Origin of the sequence: Roseococcus sp., assembly GCF_965227005.1 — a bacterium.
Lineage (GTDB): Bacteria > Pseudomonadota > Alphaproteobacteria > Acetobacterales > Acetobacteraceae > Roseococcus.
This window is the reverse complement of record NZ_CBDDFJ010000020.1, coordinates 133,390-153,277: the sequence shown is the minus strand read 5'-3', so window position 1 is coordinate 153,277 and position 19,888 is coordinate 133,390. Positions and strand designations below refer to the sequence as shown.

The following is a 19,888-nucleotide window of genomic DNA, read 5'->3' as shown; positions in this document are numbered from 1 at the left end:
GCTATTCCCTCCGGAGCATGAAGTCGCGCCCCACCAGTTTCATGCCGATGCCGACGATGACCATCGTGATGACGAGCAGGATGCCGCCGAAGGCCGACACCACCTCGAAATTGCCCTGCTCCGTCAGGTCGTAGAGCAGGACGGACATGGTCCGCGTCCGCGGCCCCACCAGGAAGATGGCGGCCGAGAGCTCGCGCGAAGCGACGATGAACACCACCAGCCAGCCGCCCAGCAGCGGCGTCTTGAGCAGCGGCGCCGTGATCCGGCGGATCGCATGCAGCCGCCCGGATCCCAGGATGCGCGCCGCCTCCTCCATCTCCGGATGCACCGCGCGGATCGCCGCCTGGGAGGACACATAGGCGATGGGCAGGAAGCGCGCCGCGAAGGCGAGGATGACCAGCAGCGCCGAGCCGTAGAGCGACAGCGGCGGCCCCGCATAGGCGGCGTAGAAGCCGATCGCCATCACGATGCCGGGGATGACGAAGGGCGCCATCGCCAGGAAGCCCAGCGCCTCCGCGAAGGGCATCAGCCGCCGCACGACGATATAGGCGACGAGCAGCGCCAGCCCGCAGGCGATGGTCGCCGAGGTCGCGGAGAACCACACCGTGTTCCACACCGCCTGGGGCGCCATGTCGTGCTCGAAGAGCAGGAACTGGTAGTTGCGCAGGGTGAGGTTGTCCAAGGACAAGCCGCGCCCCCAGGCCTTGGCGAAGCTGGCCTGCATCAGCACCAGCAGCGGCTTGCCGACCGAGAGCAGCCCCACCGCGAGGCACCAGCCGAAGAGCACCCAGCGCCAGGGGCCGAGCTTCACCTGCCGCCGCTCGCCGCCCTTGCCGGTCTGCGAAACGAATCCCTTGCGCGAGAGCAGGAGCTTCTGCACCGCGATGAGCCCCATCGTGACGAGCAGAAGCGGAATGGCGAAGGCGGCCGCGACCTCGACGCGCACCGGGTCCTCGAAGAACTGCCACAGCTGCGTCGTCACCACATTGATGCGCGCGGGGATGCCGATGATCGCGGGCGTGCCGAAGAGCGCGATGGTCTCCAGGAAGATGAGGATGAAGCCGCCGAGGATGGAGGGCCAGACGAGCGGCAGCGTCACCTTGCGCATCGTCGCCCAGGTGCCGCCGCCCAGGATGTTCGCCGCATCCTCCATCTCCGAGGAAATCAGGTCGAGCGCCGACTTCACGAAGATGAAGACGAGCGGGAAGGAATGCAGCGCGATGACGAAGGCCATGCCGGTGAAGGTGTAGACGTTCACCAGCGGCGCCTGCGCGCCCGTCACGGCGCGCCAGGCCACGTTGATCCAGCCCGCATTCGGCCCCGCCAGCAGGATCCAGCCGATGGCGCCGAGATAGGGCGGCATCACGAAGGCGGCGAGCACCACTGCCCAGGTGAAGCCCTTGCCCGGCATGTCGGTGCGCGAGACCGCCCAGGCCATCGGCACCGCGATCACCACCGAGATCGCCGCCGAGAGCAGCCCGAGCAGCAGCGAGTTGCGCAGCGCCTCCAGGTAGCGCACGCGCCCATAGGCGGTGAGGTAGTTCTGGAAGGTGAACTCGCCCGTCTCCTGCGTCTCGAAGGAGAGGACGACCATCTTGAGGATCGGCGCCGCGACCAGCACCAGCAGCGCCGCGATCAGCGCGATCCAGAGCAGGGTCACCGGCTCGAAGCGACGCCATCGGCTGGGGAGCGCCGAGGCGCGATGGGTCATCCTCAGACGCCGAAGATCTCGCGCCACTGCTCGCGCACCTCGGGCACGCCGCGCTCGGCCTCCTCCATGCCCGGCGCCAGCAGCGTCACCTGGTCGAGCGGCCGCGAGCCCTCGGGTGCCGGCACGTCGGGGCGCAGGCTCTCGTTGAACAGCAGGCGCACCGCCGCCGACATCGCCGGGCCGGTCTGGAATTCCATGAACAGCTTCGCCGCGTTGGGATGCGGCGCGTTGCGGATGATGGCCGAGGGCGACATCGCCGCGATCACGCCCTCGGTCGGGTAGATCACCTTCAGTGGGTTGCCGCGCGACGCCGCGAAGAGGGTCGAGGCCGAGGGCACCGCGACGCCCACCGGGCGCTCGCCCGCCGTCATCATCGTCACGGGATCGATGGAGGAGCGGCCGACCTGCGGCTTGTTCGCCTCGAAGCGACGGAGGAAGTCGTTGCCGAACATGTTGCGCATCTGCAGCGCCCAGAGCCCGATCGCGCCGCTATAGCCGGGATGGCCGACCGCGAGGCGATCCTTCCACTTCGGGTCGAGGATATCGGCCCAGGATTTCGGCGCCTCGGCCTCGGAGACCAGACTCGTGTTGTGGCCCAGCAGATAGATGCCGAGAAAGGTGCTCTGGAAAAAATTGTCGGGGTCCGGCTGGCGCAGCACGGGCAGCAGGCCCTCCGCATTGGCGGGCCGGTACTGCATCAGCCGGTTCTGCCGCTTGAGCTGGATGTAGTGCCCGCCATTCGTGGACGAGAGCACGTCGCATTGCGCCACGCCCGCGCGCGCATCCTGCGACAGCCGCTGGAAGGCGACCTGCGAGGTGGTCCGCACCACGTTGCAGCGGACGCCCGGATAGCGCGCATTGAAGGCGCGCCCCACGGCCTCGGAGGAATCCGCGCTGTATTGCCCGGAATACCAGGTGATCTCGCCTTCGCGCTTCGCCGCCTCGTGGAGCTCCTGCTCGCGCGGCGTGAGGGGCGATTGCGCCCAGGCCCGGCTCGCCGTTGCGGACCACACGGCCAGCCCCGCCATCTGTCGCCTGTTGATCAGGAACATCGGCTTCCCCCTCGCTTCGGAGGAGCTCTTGCGCCGTCGCTTTCACGATCCCGGCGCCGGCCCTCCGTTCACTGCTTCGGGGAAGCCTGTCACCCGGGCGATGCGATGTAAACCAATGTCTGGCGTGGAGATCCTCAGGCCAGCGAAGTCTCCAGCGATGCGACGAGAACCTTGAGGCCATTGCGATGGCGGCGGACCCTTCCCGGTCTGCGCAACATGCAGGAGCGCGTCCCCGACCCGGACCGGGAGGTGTTCCGTCACATCTCCTTATAAGGATGAATGGCCATCCAGTGCCTGGCGATGTCCACACGCCGCGTGATCCAGACGTCCGGCTTGCTGGCCATATAGTCGAGCAGGCGCTTCAACCCCATGGCCCGCGCCGGATGGCCGATGAGGCGCATGTGCAGCCCGACGGACATCATCTTCGGCTGCCCCTTGGCGCCCTCGTCGTAGAGCATGTCGAAGGCATCGCGGATGTAGGAGAACCAGTCGTCCGAGGTTCCCATCCAGCCCGAATATTTTCCGTCGTTGTTCGTCAGCGAATAGGGCACGACGAGATGCGGCTTGCCCTCGACGGTGAGCCAGAGCGGCAGCTCCTCGCCGTAATAATCGCTGTCATAGAGAAAGCCGCCCTCCTCCGCGACGAGGCGGCGCGTGTTCACCGAGGGTCCGTAGCGGCAATACCAGCCCTCCGGGCGATGGCCGACCGTCTTTTCCTGGCTCGCGATGGCGCGGCGGATGTGCTCGCGCTCCTCGTCCTCGGAGAGCTCGAAATGCTTCACCCAGCGCCAGCCATGCGAGCAGACGTCAAAGCCGCTCGCGCGGATGGCGGCGGCGGCCTGCGGGTTCTGCTCCAGAGCGAGGGCGCAGCCGAAGACGGTCATCGGCAGGTTACGTTCCTGGAAGAGGCGCATCAGCCGCCAGAAGCCGACGCGGCTGCCATATTCGAACATGCCCTCGCCGGCGAGGTCGCGGCCCGATTTCACCTGGCTGCCGCCCATGGCTTCCGTCAGCCCGACCTCGGTATAGCCGTCGCCATGCTGGAAGGAGGGTTCCGAACCCTCCTCGTAGTTCATTACGAAATTGACGGCGATCTTCGCACCGCCCGGCCATTGCGGATCGGGCGGGTTCGCGCCGTAGCCGATAAAATCGCGCTGGACCTCGTAGGGCATGGGACCTCGCTCGGATGGGACGGAAAGCTTCCGGCCAATCCTCCTCAGGTTCAAGGCTCCCCGACCGGCCCGTCGCGCAAGGTTTCGGCGCTCAGTCGATCCTGATGTCCAGCGCCTTCACCGGGGCCTCCCACCGCGTGCGATCCTCGGCGATGAAGCGGCCGAAGGCGTCGGGTGCGTTGGTGCTGAGCACCGCGGCCTGGCCGCGGAAGACCTCCATCACCGCCGGCACGCGCGCGGCCTCGGCGATGGCTTGCGCGAGCTTGTTGGCGGCCTCCATCGGCGTGCGCGCGGGCGCGAGCACACCGAACCAGTTGCCGCCCTCGACCGGCACGCCGGCCTCGCGCAGCGTCGGCACATTGGGCAGCAGCGCCACGCGTTCCGCCGCCGAGACGGCCAGCAGCTTCACGCGCCCGTCGCGCGAGGCGGCCTCGGCGCCGCCGGCCGTGAGGAACATGGCATCCACCTGGCCCGCAATGACGGCGGTGATGCCCGGCGCCTGGCCGGTGAAGGGCGCGTGCAGCGCCTCCAGCCCCGCCGCCTTCAGCAGCAGTTCCATCGTGAGATGCGAGGTGCTGCCCACGCCCCAGGAGGCGTAGCTGACGCGCCCCGGCGCCTCGCGCAGTTTGGCGAGGAAGCCGGCGAGGTCGTTCACGCCCATCGCCTGTCCCACCGCCAGCGCGAAGGGCGCGCGGGCGAAGAGGCTGACAGGCTGGAAATCCGTCACCGGATTATAGGCGAGCCGCCGATAGACCAGCGGGTTGATGGCATGCGTCTCCGCATTGCCGAGGATGAGCGTGTGCCCATCCGGCGTGGCGCGCGCGACGAATTCCGTTCCCAGCGCGCCGGTCGCGCCGGGGCGGTTCTCCACCACCACGGGCTGGCCGAGCGGGCCCTGCATCGCCTGCGCGATGGAGCGCATCACCACATCGGCCAGCGCCCCCGGCGGCCAGGGCACGATGATGCGCACGGGCCGGTCCGGAAAGGCCGCGAGCGCGGGCGTGGCGAGCACGGTCGTGCCGGTCAGCGCGAGCAGCGAACGGCGGTTGATGTTCGTGTTCATGGCTTCTTGATCTCCACCCCGGCCCAGCTTTCGACGACCTTGGCGACCGACGTGAAGTCGCTCTCCTTGCCATAGGTGGCGGCGGTGACGCCCAGCATCTGGAGCACCGCGCTGCCGACCACCATGGGGACGCCCATCCCCTCGGCCTCGCTCACGCAGAGGCCGACATCCTTCATCGACAGCGCCGTGGTGAAGCCGAAGTCGAAGGTGCGGGGGATGACGGCGCGCGGGAACTTGTCCTGGGTCGCGGAGTTGCGGCCGCTGCTGGCATTGATGATCTCGCACATCATCGCCGGATCGAGCCCGGCCTTCACGCCCATCGCGATCGCCTCGGACGAGGCGACGAGCGCGGTCGCCGCGAGCATGTTGTTGCAGAGCTTCATCACCTGCGCGGAGCCCGCCTTCTCGCCGCAGAAGAAGGGCTTGCCGAAGACCTTCAGCACCGGCTCCAGCGCGTCGTAATCGCCGCGGGGGCCGGAGACCATCAGGGCCAGCGTGCCGGCGGTGGCACCGGACTTCCCGCCGCTCACCGGGCAGTCGAAGGCGGCGCGGCCGGCCTCGACGAAGCCGGCCGCGACCTCGACGGCCACGCGCGGGCCGGTCGTTGAAAGGTCGACGAAGGTGCGCGCGCGCTGGCCCTCGATCACGCCGTCGGGACCGAGGGCGACCGTGCGCAGGATGGCCGGGGTGGGCAGGCTGGCGAAGACGAGATCCGCGCGATCGGCGACCTCGCGCGGGCTGTCGGCGGCAGTGGCGCCCTTGGCCACCAGCTCGGCCACGACGGCCGCCACGCGGTCATGCACCACGACCTTGTGGCCCGCCTCGAGCAGACGCATCGCCATGGGGCGACCCATCTGGCCGAGGCCAATGAAACCCAGAACCTGGTCCGCCATTCGCGGTCCTCCCTTGATAAACCTTGGACGTCGCGACCGTTCAGCCGCCGTGTGATATCGATACCATAGTCGCGACGCGCCGCCTGTCCAGCCGGCTCAGGTGCTGCCGCGATGGATGATCTCGAAGCGCAGGTCCACGGCGACGGCGCCGGAGGAGCGGCCCTGGATCCGGTCCAGCAGCACCTCCGCGCTGCGGCGGCCGATCTCCAGGCGCGGCAGCTTCAGCGTGGTGACGGGGGGAACGAGATGGCCCAGCAGGTCGAAATTGTCGAAAGCCGCGATGGCGACCTTGCCGGGCACCGGCCAGCCGCGCCGCGTGCATTCCAGCGCGGCGCCCATGGCGAGCACGTCGCCGGCGAAGAAGATCGCGTCGGGATCGCCGCCGCCCTCGACCAGTCGCAGCAGCGCCTCGGCGCCGGAAGCGAGGCCCGGCGGCATTTCCAGCATCCGTCGCGCATCGAAGGCCTGGCCCATCTCTTCCAGCCCCGCGCGATAGCCGCGCTGGCGGTCGCGGCTGCGCTCGTTGGCGGCGGAGGTGAGGCTGACGAAGGCGATGCGCCGGTAGCCCAGGCGCCCGAGATGCTGCGTCATCGCCTTGGACGCATCGTGGTTGGAATAGCTCACCACCATGTCGAGCGGATCGGGCGTCAGCGTGCCGTTCTCCACCACCGGCACGCCGGAGCGCTGGATCATCGTCACCGCATCAGGCGTATGCGTCGTGTCGTGCAGGATGAGGCCGGCGACGCGCTGCTCCAGGAAGGCGCGGATCGCCGCTTCTTCCGCCTCGGCGCTGTAGCCGGAATCGGCGATCATGAGCTGGTGGTCGTGCCGCCGAAGCACGTCGGAAATGCCCTGGATCGTGCTGGCGAAGAGCGAGTTCTCGATGCTCGGCACCACCAGCCCGATCACCTTGGAGCGGCTGGAGGAGAGGCTGCCCGCCACCTTGTTCGCCACATAGCCGACGGCGCTCACCGCCTCGGCCACGCGGGCGCGCACTTCGGGCGAGACCTTGGCCGGGTCCATCAGCGCGCGCGACACCGTCATCGTCGAGACCTGCGCGACGCGGGCCACGTCGCGCATGCGGGCGGCACCCGGGCGGGTGTCGTCGCTGCCGGCCATCAGACGGCGCGCACCCATCCGCCGTCGACGTCCATGATCGCGCCCTGGACGTAGCTGGCGCCGGGGCCGGCGAGGAAAGCCACGATCTCGGCGATCTCCTCCGGCTCGCCGAAGCGCGAGACGCCGGTATCGGCGGCCAGCGCGGCGGCGGCCTGCTCAGCATCGAGCCCGCGCTCCTGCATCACGGCGGCGATGCGCCCGGTGAGGCGGTCGGTGCGGATGCTGCCGGGGTTCACGCAATTCACGCGCACCCCATCCTTCACGCCGCGATCGGCCATCGCCTTGGTGAAGTTCATCAGCGCGGCGTTGACCGAGCCGCCGATGGTGAAGTCGGCGCTGGTCACGCGTCCGCCGATGCCCGCGATCAGCACGGCGTTGCCTTGCGCGGTCACCAGATGCGGCCAGGCCGCGCGCAGCAACCGCACCGCGCCGAAGAGCTTCAGCGCATAGCCATCCTCCCAGGCGTCGTCGCCCAGCGCGAGGAAGTCGCCGCGCTGCGTCGCCCCGGCGCTGTGCACGAAGATGTCGAGCCGGCCGAGCCGCGCGACCGTCTGCTCCACGGCGGCCGCGGCGGAATTCGCATCCCGCAGGTCGGCCGAGATGGCGATGGCGCCGCGCAGCTTCGCGGCCTCGTCCCGCAGCGCCTCGGCCGAGCGCGCGACCATCGCGACCTGCGCGCCGGAGGCCGCTAGCCGCCTGGCGATCGCCAGGCCGATCCCGCGGCTCGCGCCGCTGACCAGCGCGACCTTTCCCGTCAATGCCATTCATTCCATCCGGATATTGGCTTCGCGCACAACGCGGCCGATCTTGTCGACCTCGCTGCGCATGAAGCGCGAGAATTCCTCGGGACTTCCTGCCACCACCTCGGCGCCCATGTCGAGCAGTCGTGCGCGCTCGGCCGGCTGGGTCACGATGCCGTTGAGCCCCGCGTTCAGCCGCTGGATGATGGGCTGCGGGATGCCGGCAGGGCCGACGAAGGCGTACCACTCGTCGATCTCGAAGCCGGGCAGGCCGGATTCCGCGACGGTCGGCACATCCGGCAGATAGGGCGCGCGCTGCGCGGAAGTGACGGCGATGGCGCGGAGCTGGCCGTCGCGGACATAAGGCAGCGTCGAGCTCGCATTGCCGAACATCAGCTTCAGATGGCCGCTGATGAGGTCCGTCAGCGCCGGTCCGCCTCCGCGATAGGGAACATGGGTCATGTCCAGCCCGGCCGCGAGGGCGAACATCTCGCCGGCGATATGCACGGAGGTGCCGATGCCGGGCGAGCCATAGGTCAGGCCGGGATTGGCCTTCGAATGCGCGATGAGATCGGCGACCGTGCGGATCGGCGAGGACACCGGCACCACCAGGATGTCGGCCACGCGGGCGAGGAGCTGGATCGGCGTGAGGTCGCGGATGGGGTCGTAGGGCTGGCGCGAGATCAGGGTGGAGGAGATGACCGAGCTGATGACCATGCCGAAGGTGTGGCCGTCCGGCTGCGCGCGCGCGATCTCCACCGTGCCGATGGCGCCGGATGCGCCGCTGCGGTTCTCGACCACCACGGGCTGGCCGAAGACCTCGGACATCTTGGGCTGGAGCTGGCGCGCCAGGATGTCGGTGGTGCCGCCGGGTGGGAAGGTCACGATCAGGCGGATGGGGCGTGAGGGAAAGCTCTGGGCTGAGGCCAGGGAAGGCGCCGCCAGCATCATGCCGGCGCCGAGAAGCATGCGTCTTTTCATTATACCGTTCCTCCTTGTTGCGGCCCTTTTAGCTGGCGGACCAGCCGCCATCCATGGGGATCACGGAACCCGTGATGTCGCGCCCCGCTTCGCTGCAGAGAAGCGCCACCATGGCGCCGATGGCTTCGGCCGTGACGAAGCGCCCGGAGGGCTGCTTGCCGGCGAGGAAGCGCGCGCCGGCCTCGGCCTCGTCGATGCCGGAGGCGGCCATGCTCGCCGCGATGCGGCCCTGGATATTGGGCGTGAGCGTCGACCCTGCGCAGATGGCGTTGCAGGTCACGCCGGTCTTCGCCGTCTCGAGCGCGACGGCGCGGGTGAGGCCGATCAGCGCGGTCTTGGTCGTGACGTAGCCGACGCGGCCGGTGGCGCCGATCAGCCCGTAGATGGAGGACATGTTGACGATGCGTCCCCAGTCGCGCGCCTTCATGCCCGGCAGGGCCAGGCGCGCGAGGTGGAAGGGGGCAGAGAGGTTGACCGCGAGGTCCTGGTCCCAATCCGCCGGAGCGATCTCCTCGACCAGGCCGAAATGCCGGATGGCGGCGTTGTTCACCAGGATATCGATGGGGCCCAGGCGCGCCATCATCGCCGCGATCCCGGCGGGATCGGCGAGATCGGTGGAGTCGAAGCGCGCCTTCACGCCCTGGGCCTCGATGGCGGCCAAAGCGGGCGCGGCCTGCGCCGCCGTGGCGAGGCCATGCAGGACGATGTCGCAGCCCGCGGCGGCCAGGGCCGATGCGACGGCGAGACCGATGCCGCCGACCGAACCCGTGACGAGGGCGGTGCGGCCGCGCAGCCCGGGCGATATATTTTCTGTGATCGATACCATAAGCTAAGGCTAATCCGCGCCCATGGCACAGGGCAAGCCGAGCATCATCGGGTTTACGCGGCGTCTGGTTGCCGGTACCGATATCACGGACGACGCGGCAAAGGCCGCGCTTTGGGGAGGATCATCCATGCTCGCATCACGCCGATCGCTGGTCCTGGGCGCCACGGTGCTTGCCGCGCCTGCACTCGCCCAGTCCTGGCCGCAGCGCCCGGTCCGCCTCATCGTGCCCTATGCACCCGGCGGCGGCACCGACGTTTTCGCGCGCGCCCTGGCCGAAGGGCTGCGGCCGCTCCTCGGCCAGCCCGTGCTGGTGGAGAACCGCGCGGGCGCGAGCGGCATCGTGGGCTCCGAGATGGTGTCGCGCGCCGAACCCGACGGCCAGGTCTTCCTCGTGGACACCGGCAGCCACGCGCTCAACCCCTATGTGATGCCGAGCCTGCCCTACAACACGCAGCGCGACTTCACGCCCGTCGCGCTGCTGTCACGCTTTCCCATGCTGCTCGCGGCCGGTGCGAGCCAGCCCTTCGCGACCGCGATGCAGCTTGTCGAGGCCGCGAAGGCCGCGCCCAGCACCATCGGCTTCGGCACTTCGGACGCGGCGATCTCCTATGCCGGAAATCTCTTCGCGCGGCTGGCGGATATCCGGATGGTAGAGGTCTCCTATCGCGGCGCCGGGCCCATGCTGAACGACCTGATCGCGGGGCACCTGCCGACCAGCTGGAACAGCACCGTCGCTGCCCTGCCGCATATCCAGTCCGGCCGCATCCGCGCGCTGGGCGTCTCGACCAAGGAGCGCACGGCGCTGCTGCCCGACGTGCCCACGCTCGCCGAGGCCGGTATCGCCGGATACGAATTCGCCGGATGGTACGGCATGCTCGGTCCGGCGAATCTGCCGGGCGCGATTGCCGCGCGCATGGGGGCGGCCATCCAGGAGGCGCTGCGCGATGCCGCCATCCGCCAGCGCCTGCTGGGCATCGGCGCCGATCTCCAGCCCCTCGGGCCGGATGAGTTCCGCACCTTCCTCGTCGAGGAGGACGCCCGCTGGTCACGCGCCGCGCGGGAGGGTCTGATCGCCCGCGCGCAATAGGAAGCACCACGAATGAGCCCAAGCTATGCCGGAGAGATCCTCGGCCGTTTCGTCGCGGAATCCCGCTGGGAGGACATGGCCCCCGTGCTCCGGCAGGAGGCCAAGCGCTCCATCCTGAACAACCTGGGCTGCGGGCTAGGCGTGGCGAAGGATCCGGCGGTACTCACGGCGCTGGCCGTGATGCGGAACTTCTCCGGCGCGCCGGTCGCGACCGTGATCGGCCAGGGCGTGAAGCTCGATCCCATGGCGGCGTCCTTCGTGAACGCCATCGCCTGCAACCTGCTGGATTACGACGACACGCATCTGCAGACCGTCATTCACCCGACCGCGCCCGTCGCGCCCGCGCTCCTGGCGCTGGCCGAGCAGCGCGGCCTGTCGGGCGCGGCGGTGCTGCATGCCTTCCTGCTAGGCGGCGAGGTCGAGTGCCGCATCGGCAATGCCGTCTCGCCGGGGCATTACGCGCGCGGCTGGCACATCACCTCCACCTGCGGGACCTTCGGGGCGGCGGCGGGCTGCGCGAAGCTGCTGGGGCTCTCGGCCGAGCAGACCTGGCACGCCATCGGCATCGCGGCCTCGCAGGCGGCGGGGCTCGTGGAGAATCTTCCGACGGCGGCGAAGAATGTCGGCGTCGGCAATGCACCGCGCAACGGCATGCTCGCCGCGCTGCTGGCCGAGCAGGGCTACAAGGCCGCCCCCGCCGCGATCGAGGGGCCGCTCGGCTTCGCCACGGCCACGGGCGACGCGGCGGACCTCACGCAGATCACGGGAGAGCTCGGCACGCGCTGGGAGATCGCGAAGAACACCTACAAGCCCTATCCCGCCGGCATCGTCTTCCACGCCGTCATCGACGCCTGCCTCGCCCTGCGCGAGGAGGTCGGCGCGGCGCCGGAGGCCATCGCCTCGGTCACGGTCGCGGGCGATGCGCTGCTGCTCGCGCGCGGCGACCGCGCGGTGAACAACGAGCGCGATGCGCGCGTGAGCATCCATCACAGCGCCGCGCTCGGCCTGGTGCGCGGCCGCGCCGGCGTCGCCGATTTCGAGATGCCGGCGGTGGTCGATCCCGCGCTGGCCGCCTTCCGCGGCAAGGTCGCCGCACAGCTCGACGATACCCTGCCGCGCGGGGCCGCGCGGGTCACGTTGCGCCTGGCGGACGGACGCGAGTTCCAGCGCCTGGTGATCACCCCGCGTGGCAGCTACGAGCGGCCGATGAGCGATGCGGAGCTCGATGCGAAGTTCCGCGACAACGCGGCGATCGGTGGTTTCTCCGATCGCGCGGATGCGGCCATCGCCGCGCTCTGGGGCCTGGACGACGCGGCGGACGTCACGAAGCTCATGACGGCCCTGGCCTGAAATCGTCCTTCCGGAACGTCCCGGGCCGCGCCATGCTGGCGCGACCCGGTAGATGGACCGCGTGCCATGCGACGTCGTGAGCTTGCTTTCCTGCCCTGTCTGGCCGCGCCGGTTCCGGCATGGGCACAGGCCTATCCCACCCAGCCGATCCGCTGGGTGGTGCCCTACCCGCCGGGCTTCACGACCAATATCTCGCGCATCATCGGCGACGACATGGCGCAGCGGCTCGGCCAGCCGATGGTCTATGAAAACCGCTCCGGCGCCACGGGCGTCCTCGGCTCGGATCACGTCGCGAAGGCGCGGCCGGACGGCTATACGCTGGTGATGGCCACCCAGGCCTCGCATGCCGTGCTGCCGCATCTGATGCCGAGCTTCCCCTATGATCCGCTGCGCGATTTCGTTCCCGTCGGCACGATGGCGATCTTCCCCAACGTGCTCGTCGTGCGGCCCGAGCTTGGCGTGCGCGATCTGGCGGAACTCCTGGCGCTCGCGCGCAGCCGTCCCGCCGGGCTGACCTATGGCTCCAGCGGCAATGGCTCCTCCATCCACATGGTGACCGAGGCGCTGGCGATGGCGACCGGCACGCGTCTGGTCCATGCGCCCTATCGCGGTGCGACCCCGGCTCAGACCGACCTGATCGCGGGCCATCTGGACCTGATGATCGATAATCTCCCCAACGCCATGGCGCTGATCCAGGCTGGCCGGCTTCTCGCTTTGGCGAGCGCGACGGAGGAACGCATTCCACAGCTCTCCGAGGTGCCGACCTTCAAGGAGCTCGGCCTGCCCAGCGTGGTGATGGAGGCCTGGATCGGGCTGATGGCGCCCGCCGGCACGCCCAGGGCCCATGTCGCCCGCCTCAACGGCGAGCTGAACAACAGCCTGGGCAAGGCCGAGGTGATCAGCCGGCTGCTGGGCTCCGGCGCGGTCCCGATCCTCGGCACGCCGGAGGAGTTTTCGACGCGCCTCGCGGTCGACCTCGCGCGCTTCCAGGATTTCCTGCCGCGCGCGCGGATCCGGCTGGACTAGAGCCTTCTTCGTTCGCGAGGGATTACTTCGAAGTCTCTAGCTCTTTGTTTTTTCGAACATCTTTACCCGACCAGACGATTCCGTCTGATCGGATGATGCTCTAACCGCCGCGGGCCTGGTCGCCCCGGGCCTGGTCAAAAGTGACCGACTTGATCATCGCCCAGATCCGCGCGCCGGGGGTCAATCCCAGCCGCTCCAGCGCGTCGCGCGTGACGCGGGCGAGGAGCGTGGTCTCGCCCAGCGCGAGATGCAGGAAGACCTCGTGCGGCGAGGCGGTGGGCGCGATGGCGGCCAGCGTCGCGGGCAGGACGTTTTGCATCGAGATGCCCTCGGGCGGGGCGGTGGCCACCGACACGTCGCGGGCACGCAGGCGCAGGCGCAGGCGCGTGCCCGCTGGCTCGGGGCGCAGCGGCGCGACGAGCTCGCCGCCGGGGAAGCGAAAGCGCGTCAGGCCACGCGCGATATCGTGGTCGAGGACGGTGCAGGGGATCACCACGCCGGCATCGCGCCGCGCGGCCAGCGGCAGGTCGGTGCGCGCGGTCAGCTCCTCGACGGTTCCGGCGGCGACGACCTTGCCGGCCTCCATCAGCACGAGCCGGTCGGCCAGCGCGTCCACCTCGTCCAGCGCGTGGGTGACGTAGAGGATCGGCATGCGCGCCGCCTCGCGCAGGCGGGCGAGGAAGGGCAGGATCTCGGCGCGGCGCGCGGCGTCCAGCGCCGCCAGAGGCTCGTCCATCAGCAGCAAACGCGGGCGCATGAGCAGCGCGCGGCCCAGCGCCACGCGCTGGCGCTCGCCGCCCGAAAGGCGTGCGGGGCGGCGGTCCAGCAAGGGCTCGATGCCGAGCAGCGCCAGCACCTCGTCGAAGCCAGGGCCGGTCGCATCGCGGGGGGCACGGCGCAGGCCGTAGCGCAGGTTGCTCGCCACGCTCATATGCGAGAAGAGCCGCGCCTCCTGGAAGACGAGGCCGCAGCGCCGCCGCTCAGGCGGGAGCATGACGCGGCGCGCGGTATCGAGCAGAGGCACGCCGTCGAAGGCGATGCGGCCCTCATCGGGGCGCAGCAGCCCGGCGACGGCCTTGAGCACGGTGCTCTTGCCGCAGCCCGAGGGACCGAAGAGGGCGGTCACGCCCTCCGGCGCGGCCTGGAAGGCGGCGTCGAGCGTGAAGCCGCCGAAGTGGTGCCGCAGCATCACCTCCAGCATCAGAAGCGCCCCAGCAGCCGGTGCATGTGCCGCCCGATCATCTCGGCCAGGATCAGCCCGCACATGGCCAGGGCGAAGGAGACGAGCGCGAGCCTCGCCGCCGTCGCCTCGCCGCCGGGTGTCTGGGTGGCGGCGTAGATGGCGAGCGGCAGGGTCTGCGTCTCGCCGGGAATATTGGACGCGAAGGTGATGACCGCGCCGAACTCGCCAAGCCCTGCCGCGAAGGCCGTGACCGTGCCGGCCAGGATGCCGGGCGACATCAGCGGCAGCGTGACCGTGAGGAAGCGGTCCACCGGCCCGGCGCCCAGCGTGGCGGCCGCCGCTTCCAATCCGGGATCTACCTGCTCAAGGCCCAGACGTACGGCGCGCACGATCAGCGGGAAGGACATGACCGCCGTAGCCAGCGCCGCGCCGTCGGTCGAGAAGACGAGGCGGATGCCGAACCATTCCATCAGCGGCGCGCCGATCGGGCCGCGCACGCCGAAGAGCATCAGCAGGCCCCAGCCCACCACGACCGGCGGCACGACCAGCGGAAGGTGCACGAAGGCGTCGAGCAGGAAGCGTCCGGGAAAGCGCCCGCGCGTCAGCACCCAGGCGATGGCGATGGCCGGCAGCAGCGAGACCAGCACGGAGCGGGAGGCGACATCCAGGCTGAGGCGGACCGCCTGCCATTCCTCGGCGCTGAGATGCATCATCGAACCGTTATAGTCATGCGGAAATATCGTGGGCAAGCCAGCCGCGTCCTGGGGGCATCAGACGAGCAGCGCGAAGCTCCCGCTGGCCAGCAGCACGGCCAAGGCGAAGGGCTTGTAGAGCCGGATAGGGACCACGTGGAACAGCCGCGCCCCCAGCCGGACGCAGAGGATCTGCACCGGCAGGATCCAGACGAGCTTGGCCAGCACGTCCAGGGTGAAGAGCCCCCCGAGATAGGGCCCCACCACCGAGACCAGCGCGATCAGCCCGAAGAAGAGGATCAGGTTCGCGCGGTGCTGCCGTGCCTCCTCGGGGCCGGAGAGCAGATAGAGGATCACCGGCGGCCCGCTCATCCCCGTCGCCCCCTTCAGCAGCCCCGCAGAGGTGCCGACCGCGAGGTTCAGCGGCAGCGGCCGGCTGCCATGATAGCGCCAGCCCGACATCATCAGCGCGCCGAAGACCAGGACGAAGCCGCCGATGAAGCGGCGCAGCATGTCGGGATCGGCGGAGAGCAGGACGAAGGTGCCGATGGGCGTGGCCAGGCAGGCCGCGCCGCCGATCGGCAGGATCACCCGGCGGTCCGCGTCCTTGAAGGCGCGGGGCAGGAGCTGCAGGGAAATGACCAGCTCCATCAGCAGCACCACGGGCACGCCGTTGCGCGGTTCCCACAGCGCCGAATAGACGGGCGCGAGGATGATTGCGGTGCCGAAGCCGGCATAGCCGCGCATCAGCCCGGCGATGGTCGTGGCGACGAGGGCGGCCCAGAGCTGCCAGCTCCAGGGCAGCGCGAGGACGACGGCGAGGAAGTCGCTCAATCCTCCACCAGCTCCAGCGTGACGACGGCGAGGTTCAGCAGCAGCTTTCCCGCATGCTCGAAATTCACGGTGACGCGGTTGCCGATGACGGACTGGACCTGGCCGAGGCCCCAGTCCGGACGGTCGGGCTGGCGCACGCGCATCCCCGGCTCAATCTCGCTCAAGCGCTGTTCCTTCGTTTCCGGCCTCCTTTGAACTGCAATCGGCGCGGGCTGGGAAGATGCCGGCGCAGCGCGTTGCGTGCATAAGTGGTCCGGACAGCTAAAGAATCCGGCAACCATCGCGGGACTAGGACAGGGCGCCAGGGGCTGGCCCGGAACTTGCGCTGGCGAGGGCAGGCGGGGGCAGGCGAGGGGCGAAGCCCAGCCCGCCCAAGATGAGAGAGAAATTGTTCATGTCGACCGACCCGCGCCTCGCCGAATTGCTCGCCTCGCGGATCTGCCACGACCTCGGATCGCCGATCGCCAGCGTCACGGCCCTGCTGCCCCAGGCCTCCAACCCCGCGGCGCACGAGATCCTGACGGAAACCACGGCGGAGCTGGGCGCCAGGTTGCGGCTGTTCTCCGTTGCCTTCGGCTCCAGCGACGAGCTGAGCTGGAGCGAAATGGCGCGGCTGCTGCAGGGGGCGCCGATGGCCCATCGCGTGCGGTTTGAATGGGCGGCGTCCCCCGCGCAGCTTTCGCCCGGGCGGGCGCGCCTCGTTCTTTCGGCGGCGCTGCTGGCGGCCGAGGCGCTGCCGCGCGGCGGCGTCGTGCGGATTTCCAGCAATACGGACGGCGCCGTGACGCTCCTGCCCGAGGGGCGCGATGCCGAGTGGTCGCCCACGCTGGTGCAGCTCCTGTCGGGCGGCAGCATGGAGCGCGCCATTGCCGAAGGTCCCCGCCGCGTATTGGCGCCCTGGGTCGTGGCGCAGGCCGCGATCCAAGGGGCGGCACTGAACCTGGTGCTTCCGGCCGGGACGGCGGTGCCCATGCTGACGCTCGGCGCCTGATCGCCGCGGAGGCGGGTTGCAGGATGCGTCACGAAATCCGGCGCCGCCTTTACGCTTTCTTCGGAAAGCCCGGCCCATCCTTCGATGCCCAGCCCCGGTCGGGCGCCGCATTCGAAGGAACCGCCGATGGACGATCTGCTCGCCGACTTCCTGACCGAGACGAATGAGGGCCTCGCCAGCCTGGACGCGGCCCTGCTGCAGCTGGAGCGCAATCCGGCGAATGGCGGCGTCCTGTCGGAAGTCTTCCGGACGATCCATACGATCAAGGGCACCTGCGGCTTTCTTGGCCTGCCGCGTCTCGAAGGCATGGCGCACGCGGCCGAAAACGTGCTGGGCCTGTGGCGCGACGGCACGCTGGCGGTAACCCAAGGTGGGATCACGCTGATCCTTTCCGCGGCGGACCGCATCAAGCAGATCGTCGCCGGGCTGGAGGCCACCGGCAGCGAGCCCGCCGGCGACGACGCGCCTCTGAAGGCCGCGCTGGACGCCGCCGCCGCGGGCCAGCTTCCGCCCGATGCCACGGCGGCCCCGGTGGTCGTGGATGTGCCGGTCGCTGATGCGGCAGCGCCCGCGATGGTCGAGGCGGCCGTGCCCGAGGCGGTGGCCGATATGGCGACCGGCGGGGGCAATGCGCCGCAGACCATCCGCGTCGCCGTGGACGTGCTGGAGGACCTGATGGTCCTCGTCAGCGAGCTCGTGCTGACGCGCAACCAGCTCCTGCAGCTCGCCCGCTCGGAGGAGAACGTGGCCTTCGCCGTGCCGCTGCAGCGCCTGTCGCAGATCACCTCGGACCTGCAGGACGGCGTGATGAAGACGCGCATGCAGCCCATCGGCAATGCCTGGGCGAAGCTGCCGCGGCTGGTGCGGGACCTGTCCAAGGATCTGGGCAAACGCATCGAGCTCGACATGCGCGGCGCCGAGACCGAGCTCGACCGACAGGTCATGGAGCTCATCAAGGATCCGCTGACGCATATGGTCCGCAACAGCGCGGATCACGGACTCGAGACGCCGGAGCAGCGCCGCTTGGCCGGCAAGAGCGAGACCGGGCGCATCCTGCTCAATGCCTTCCACGAGGGAGGGCATATTGTCCTCGAGATCGGCGATGACGGACGCGGCCTGAACACGGACCGGATCAAGGCCAAGGCAATGTCGCAAGGTCTCGCGACGGAGGCCGATCTCGCCACCATGAACGAGCGCGATATCCATCGCTTCATCTTCCGCGCCGGCTTCTCGACGGCGGCCGAAGTCACGTCGGTGTCCGGCCGCGGCGTGGGCATGGATGTGGTGAAGACGAATATCGAGCGCATCGGCGGCATCGTGGACCTCCGCTCGCGCGAGCATCGCGGCACGACCTTCACCATCAAGATCCCGCTCACTTTGGCCATCGCGGCGGCGCTCATCGTCGAGGCGGGCGGCGAGCGCTTCGCCATCCCGCAGGGAAGCGTGCTGGAGCTGGTGCGCGTGGGACGCGGCGACGGACCGAAGGTGGAGCTGATCAAGGAGGCGCCGGTGATGCGCCTGCGTGATCAGCTGCTGCCGCTCATCCCGCTGAAGCGCCTGCTGCGCCTCGATGTCGAGACCGACGCGCCGGCGACCGAGGGCTTCGTGGTGGTGACGCAGGTGGGCGCGCAGCTCTTCGGCATCGTCGTCGACCGCGTCTTCGATACCGAGGAGATCGTGGTGAAGCCCGTCGCGCCCATCCTGCGGCACATCACCATGTTCTCGGGCAATACGATCCTGGGCGATGGCAGCGTGATCATGATCCTCGACCCGAATGGGATCGCGCGGGCCACCGGCCTCGGGACCGAGCAGGCCATGGAGAATGCCTCGGTTCAGACGCAGGGCCAGAACCGGGGCGGGCTCAACCGCTCCACCTCGCTGCTGCTTTTCCGCGCCGGGGAGGGGGCGCCCAAGGCGGTGCCGCTCTCGCTCGTCGCGCGGCTGGAGAATCTGGAGGTTGGGCGCATCGAGCATGCCGGGGACAGCCTCGTGATGCAGTATCGCGGCAGCCTAATGCCGCTGGTGCCGTTGCACGGCTTCATGGCTCTTCCGGAGGCGGGCCATCAGGCGGTGCTGGTCTTCGGCGACGGGATCAGGTCCATGGGCCTGATGGTCGACGAGATCCTCGACGTGGTGGATGCCGCGCTCGACATGGACACGGCGGGCGTGCGGCCGGGCTTCCTGGGCAGCTGCGTCGTCGCGGGGCGCGTGACCGAGATCCTCGACACCGCCTTCTGGCTCAAGCAGGGCCAGCCCGACTGGTTCGAGCCGGCTCTGGCCGCGGGCGGGCGTCCGAGCGTCCTGGTCGTGGAGGACAGCGACTTCTTCCGCAATCTGATCGTCCCCGCGGTGATGGCGGCGGGCTATGACGTCACCACCGTCGAGCACGGGCGTGAAGCGTTGCGCCTGCGCGACGCCGGTGAGCTCTTCGACGTCATCGTCTCGGACATCAACATGCCGGAACTCGACGGCTTCGGACTGGCTCAGGCCGTGCGCGAGGGCGGGATCTGGGCGGATGTGCCGATGATCGCGCTGTCCGGCCGGTCCGAACCGCGCGACGTGGAGCGAGGCCGGGCCGCCGGTTTCAGCGACTACATCGCCAAGTTCGATCGCGAGGCCCTGCTCATGAGCCTGCAGCAATGCCTGCAGCCGGCGCTTGCGCGCTGATCGATGGAGAGACCCATGCAAGCCAATCCATCCACCCATCCCGAAGCGCGCCCTGCGGGCGCGGTCGGCAGCGACGCGGCCGGCATGATGCTCACCTTGACGGTCGCGGGGCAGCTCTGCGGCGTGCCGGTGCTCTCCGTGCGCGACGTGCTGGGCGTGCAGGCAATCACACGCATCCCGCTGGCCCCGCGCGAGGTGGCGGGGAGCCTGAACCTGCGCGGTCGTATCGTGACGGCGGTGGAACTGCGCAGCCGCCTCGGCCTGCCGCCGCGCGAGGCCGGGAAGGGCGCGATGTCCGTCGTGGTCGAGATGGGCGGCGAGCTCTACAGCCTGCTGGCGGATCAGGTGGGTGAGGTGCTCTCGCTGAACGTGGGGGATCGTTCGCCCAACCCGCCCACGCTCGACCCGTCCTGGCGGGAGTTCTCCCTCGGCGTGCATCGGCAAGGCGACCGGCTGCTGGTTCTTCTGGATGTCGAGCGGCTGCTCGAATTCGCTGCGTGA

At 69.6% G+C, this 19,888-nt stretch carries 19 protein-coding genes; 6 read left to right on the top strand and 13 right to left on the bottom strand.

The genetic code is table 11. From position 1 onward, the window contains the following. Window position 1: 1 nt before the first annotated feature. From ACO057_RS11035 to ACO057_RS10995, 9 genes are all read right to left on the bottom strand, one after another. Window positions 2-1,711: an ABC transporter permease gene (locus tag ACO057_RS11035; protein WP_421991580.1), complete on the bottom strand. Its 1,710-nt coding sequence runs from the start codon at window positions 1,709-1,711 to the stop codon at window positions 2-4. Window positions 1,712-1,713: 2 nt separating this feature from the next. After that, the gene (locus ACO057_RS11030) at window positions 1,714-2,763 is read right to left on the bottom strand and encodes an ABC transporter substrate-binding protein (RefSeq protein WP_421991578.1); all 1,050 of its coding nucleotides are present in this window, start codon (window positions 2,761-2,763) and stop codon (window positions 1,714-1,716) included. A gap of 257 nt (window positions 2,764-3,020) precedes the next feature. Continuing rightward, window positions 3,021-3,935 (bottom strand): allantoinase PuuE, encoded by a 915-nt coding sequence (locus tag ACO057_RS11025; protein WP_421991576.1) that lies wholly within the window; start codon window positions 3,933-3,935, stop codon window positions 3,021-3,023. A gap of 91 nt (window positions 3,936-4,026) precedes the next feature. Next, the gene (locus ACO057_RS11020; protein ID WP_421991574.1) at window positions 4,027-4,998 is read right to left on the bottom strand and encodes a Bug family tripartite tricarboxylate transporter substrate binding protein; all 972 of its coding nucleotides are present in this window, start codon (window positions 4,996-4,998) and stop codon (window positions 4,027-4,029) included. Continuing rightward, window positions 4,995-5,909 (bottom strand): NAD(P)-dependent oxidoreductase, encoded by a 915-nt coding sequence (locus ACO057_RS11015; RefSeq protein ID WP_421991618.1) that lies wholly within the window; start codon window positions 5,907-5,909, stop codon window positions 4,995-4,997. Before ACO057_RS11015 ends, ACO057_RS11020 begins: the two co-directional genes overlap by 4 nt. Window positions 5,910-5,987: 78 nt before the next feature. After that, window positions 5,988-7,028, bottom strand: a complete 1,041-nt coding sequence (locus tag ACO057_RS11010) for a LacI family DNA-binding transcriptional regulator (RefSeq protein WP_421991572.1) — start codon at window positions 7,026-7,028, stop codon at window positions 5,988-5,990. After that, the gene (locus tag ACO057_RS11005) at window positions 7,010-7,774 is read right to left on the bottom strand and encodes an SDR family oxidoreductase (protein WP_421991570.1); all 765 of its coding nucleotides are present in this window, start codon (window positions 7,772-7,774) and stop codon (window positions 7,010-7,012) included. Before ACO057_RS11005 ends, ACO057_RS11010 begins: the two co-directional genes overlap by 19 nt. After that, on the bottom strand, window positions 7,775-8,731 hold the full coding sequence (locus ACO057_RS11000; RefSeq protein WP_421991568.1) for a Bug family tripartite tricarboxylate transporter substrate binding protein: 957 nt from the start codon (window positions 8,729-8,731) through the stop codon (window positions 7,775-7,777). A 28-nt stretch (window positions 8,732-8,759) separates the two neighbouring features. Next, window positions 8,760-9,557, bottom strand: coding sequence for an SDR family NAD(P)-dependent oxidoreductase (locus ACO057_RS10995; protein WP_421991566.1), 798 nt, complete (start codon window positions 9,555-9,557; stop codon window positions 8,760-8,762). A 127-nt stretch (window positions 9,558-9,684) separates the two neighbouring features. Between ACO057_RS10995 and ACO057_RS10990 the strand changes: the two genes are divergently transcribed. The 3 genes from ACO057_RS10990 to ACO057_RS10980 all read left to right on the top strand — a co-directional run bounded on the left by ACO057_RS10990 (window position 9,685) and on the right by ACO057_RS10980 (window position 13,020). Then, window positions 9,685-10,644: a Bug family tripartite tricarboxylate transporter substrate binding protein gene (locus ACO057_RS10990; RefSeq protein WP_421991564.1), complete on the top strand. Its 960-nt coding sequence runs from the start codon at window positions 9,685-9,687 to the stop codon at window positions 10,642-10,644. Window positions 10,645-10,656: 12 nt separating this feature from the next. Further along, window positions 10,657-11,994 carry an MmgE/PrpD family protein gene (locus tag ACO057_RS10985; RefSeq protein ID WP_421991562.1) on the top strand — a complete coding sequence of 446 codons (1,338 nt, stop codon included), beginning with the start codon at window positions 10,657-10,659 and terminating at the stop codon, window positions 11,992-11,994. 66 nt (window positions 11,995-12,060) lie between these two features. Then, window positions 12,061-13,020 carry a Bug family tripartite tricarboxylate transporter substrate binding protein gene (locus ACO057_RS10980; RefSeq protein ID WP_421991560.1) on the top strand — a complete coding sequence of 320 codons (960 nt, stop codon included), beginning with the start codon at window positions 12,061-12,063 and terminating at the stop codon, window positions 13,018-13,020. Between the two features lie 100 nt (window positions 13,021-13,120). Here ACO057_RS10980 and modC read toward each other — a convergent pair whose 3' ends face one another. The 4 genes from modC to ACO057_RS10960 are packed head-to-tail and all read right to left on the bottom strand — an operon-like array spanning window position 13,121 to window position 15,893. Then, the gene (gene modC / locus ACO057_RS10975; protein WP_421991559.1) at window positions 13,121-14,221 is read right to left on the bottom strand and encodes a molybdenum ABC transporter ATP-binding protein; all 1,101 of its coding nucleotides are present in this window, start codon (window positions 14,219-14,221) and stop codon (window positions 13,121-13,123) included. Continuing rightward, the gene (modB, locus tag ACO057_RS10970) at window positions 14,221-14,952 is read right to left on the bottom strand and encodes a molybdate ABC transporter permease subunit (protein ID WP_421991558.1); all 732 of its coding nucleotides are present in this window, start codon (window positions 14,950-14,952) and stop codon (window positions 14,221-14,223) included. The genes modC and modB overlap by 1 nt, the downstream gene beginning before the upstream one ends. 21 nt (window positions 14,953-14,973) lie before the next feature. After that, complete coding sequence (locus ACO057_RS10965) at window positions 14,974-15,729, bottom strand: sulfite exporter TauE/SafE family protein (protein ID WP_421991556.1); 756 nt, start codon at window positions 15,727-15,729, stop codon at window positions 14,974-14,976. Continuing rightward, a complete protein-coding gene (locus tag ACO057_RS10960; RefSeq protein ID WP_421991554.1) occupies window positions 15,726-15,893 on the bottom strand; it encodes a DUF3553 domain-containing protein in 168 nt (55 codons plus the stop codon). Before ACO057_RS10960 ends, ACO057_RS10965 begins: the two co-directional genes overlap by 4 nt. Before the next feature lie 230 nt (window positions 15,894-16,123). On the opposite strand from ACO057_RS10960, the gene ACO057_RS10955 reads away from it, so the two are divergent. The 3 genes from ACO057_RS10955 (at window position 16,124) to ACO057_RS10945 (ending at window position 19,888) form a co-directional block, all read left to right on the top strand. Further along, window positions 16,124-16,720, top strand: a complete 597-nt coding sequence (locus ACO057_RS10955) for a histidine phosphotransferase family protein (protein ID WP_421991552.1) — start codon at window positions 16,124-16,126, stop codon at window positions 16,718-16,720. Between the two features lie 126 nt (window positions 16,721-16,846). After that, on the top strand, window positions 16,847-19,387 hold the full coding sequence (locus ACO057_RS10950; RefSeq protein WP_421991550.1) for a chemotaxis protein CheW: 2,541 nt from the start codon (window positions 16,847-16,849) through the stop codon (window positions 19,385-19,387). Window positions 19,388-19,402: 15 nt separating this feature from the next. Next, a complete protein-coding gene (locus ACO057_RS10945) occupies window positions 19,403-19,888 on the top strand; it encodes a chemotaxis protein CheW (protein WP_421991548.1) in 486 nt (161 codons plus the stop codon).

Excerpts from the sequence above, each read along its gene's own strand:
- modC (WP_421991559.1), bottom strand. The coding sequence starts at position 14,221 with ATGCTGGAGGTGATGCTGCGGCACCACTTCGGCGGCTTCACGCTCGAC.
- ACO057_RS10950 (WP_421991550.1), top strand. The coding sequence starts at position 16,847 with ATGGACGATCTGCTCGCCGACTTCCTGACCGAGACGAATGAGGGCCTC.
- ACO057_RS10985 (WP_421991562.1), top strand. The coding sequence starts at position 10,657 with ATGAGCCCAAGCTATGCCGGAGAGATCCTCGGCCGTTTCGTCGCGGAA.
- ACO057_RS11005 (WP_421991570.1), bottom strand. The coding sequence starts at position 7,774 with ATGGCATTGACGGGAAAGGTCGCGCTGGTCAGCGGCGCGAGCCGCGGG.
- ACO057_RS11025 (WP_421991576.1), bottom strand. The coding sequence starts at position 3,935 with ATGCCCTACGAGGTCCAGCGCGATTTTATCGGCTACGGCGCGAACCCG.
- ACO057_RS10990 (WP_421991564.1), top strand. The coding sequence starts at position 9,685 with ATGCTCGCATCACGCCGATCGCTGGTCCTGGGCGCCACGGTGCTTGCC.
- ACO057_RS11030 (WP_421991578.1), bottom strand. The coding sequence starts at position 2,763 with ATGTTCCTGATCAACAGGCGACAGATGGCGGGGCTGGCCGTGTGGTCC.
- ACO057_RS11000 (WP_421991568.1), bottom strand. The coding sequence starts at position 8,731 with ATGAAAAGACGCATGCTTCTCGGCGCCGGCATGATGCTGGCGGCGCCT.
- ACO057_RS10945 (WP_421991548.1), top strand. The coding sequence starts at position 19,403 with ATGCAAGCCAATCCATCCACCCATCCCGAAGCGCGCCCTGCGGGCGCG.
- ACO057_RS10980 (WP_421991560.1), top strand. The coding sequence starts at position 12,061 with ATGCGACGTCGTGAGCTTGCTTTCCTGCCCTGTCTGGCCGCGCCGGTT.
- ACO057_RS10955 (WP_421991552.1), top strand. The coding sequence starts at position 16,124 with ATGTCGACCGACCCGCGCCTCGCCGAATTGCTCGCCTCGCGGATCTGC.
- ACO057_RS11020 (WP_421991574.1), bottom strand. The coding sequence starts at position 4,998 with ATGAACACGAACATCAACCGCCGTTCGCTGCTCGCGCTGACCGGCACG.
- ACO057_RS11010 (WP_421991572.1), bottom strand. The coding sequence starts at position 7,028 with ATGGGTGCGCGCCGTCTGATGGCCGGCAGCGACGACACCCGCCCGGGT.
- ACO057_RS10995 (WP_421991566.1), bottom strand. The coding sequence starts at position 9,557 with ATGGTATCGATCACAGAAAATATATCGCCCGGGCTGCGCGGCCGCACC.
- ACO057_RS11035 (WP_421991580.1), bottom strand. The coding sequence starts at position 1,711 with ATGACCCATCGCGCCTCGGCGCTCCCCAGCCGATGGCGTCGCTTCGAG.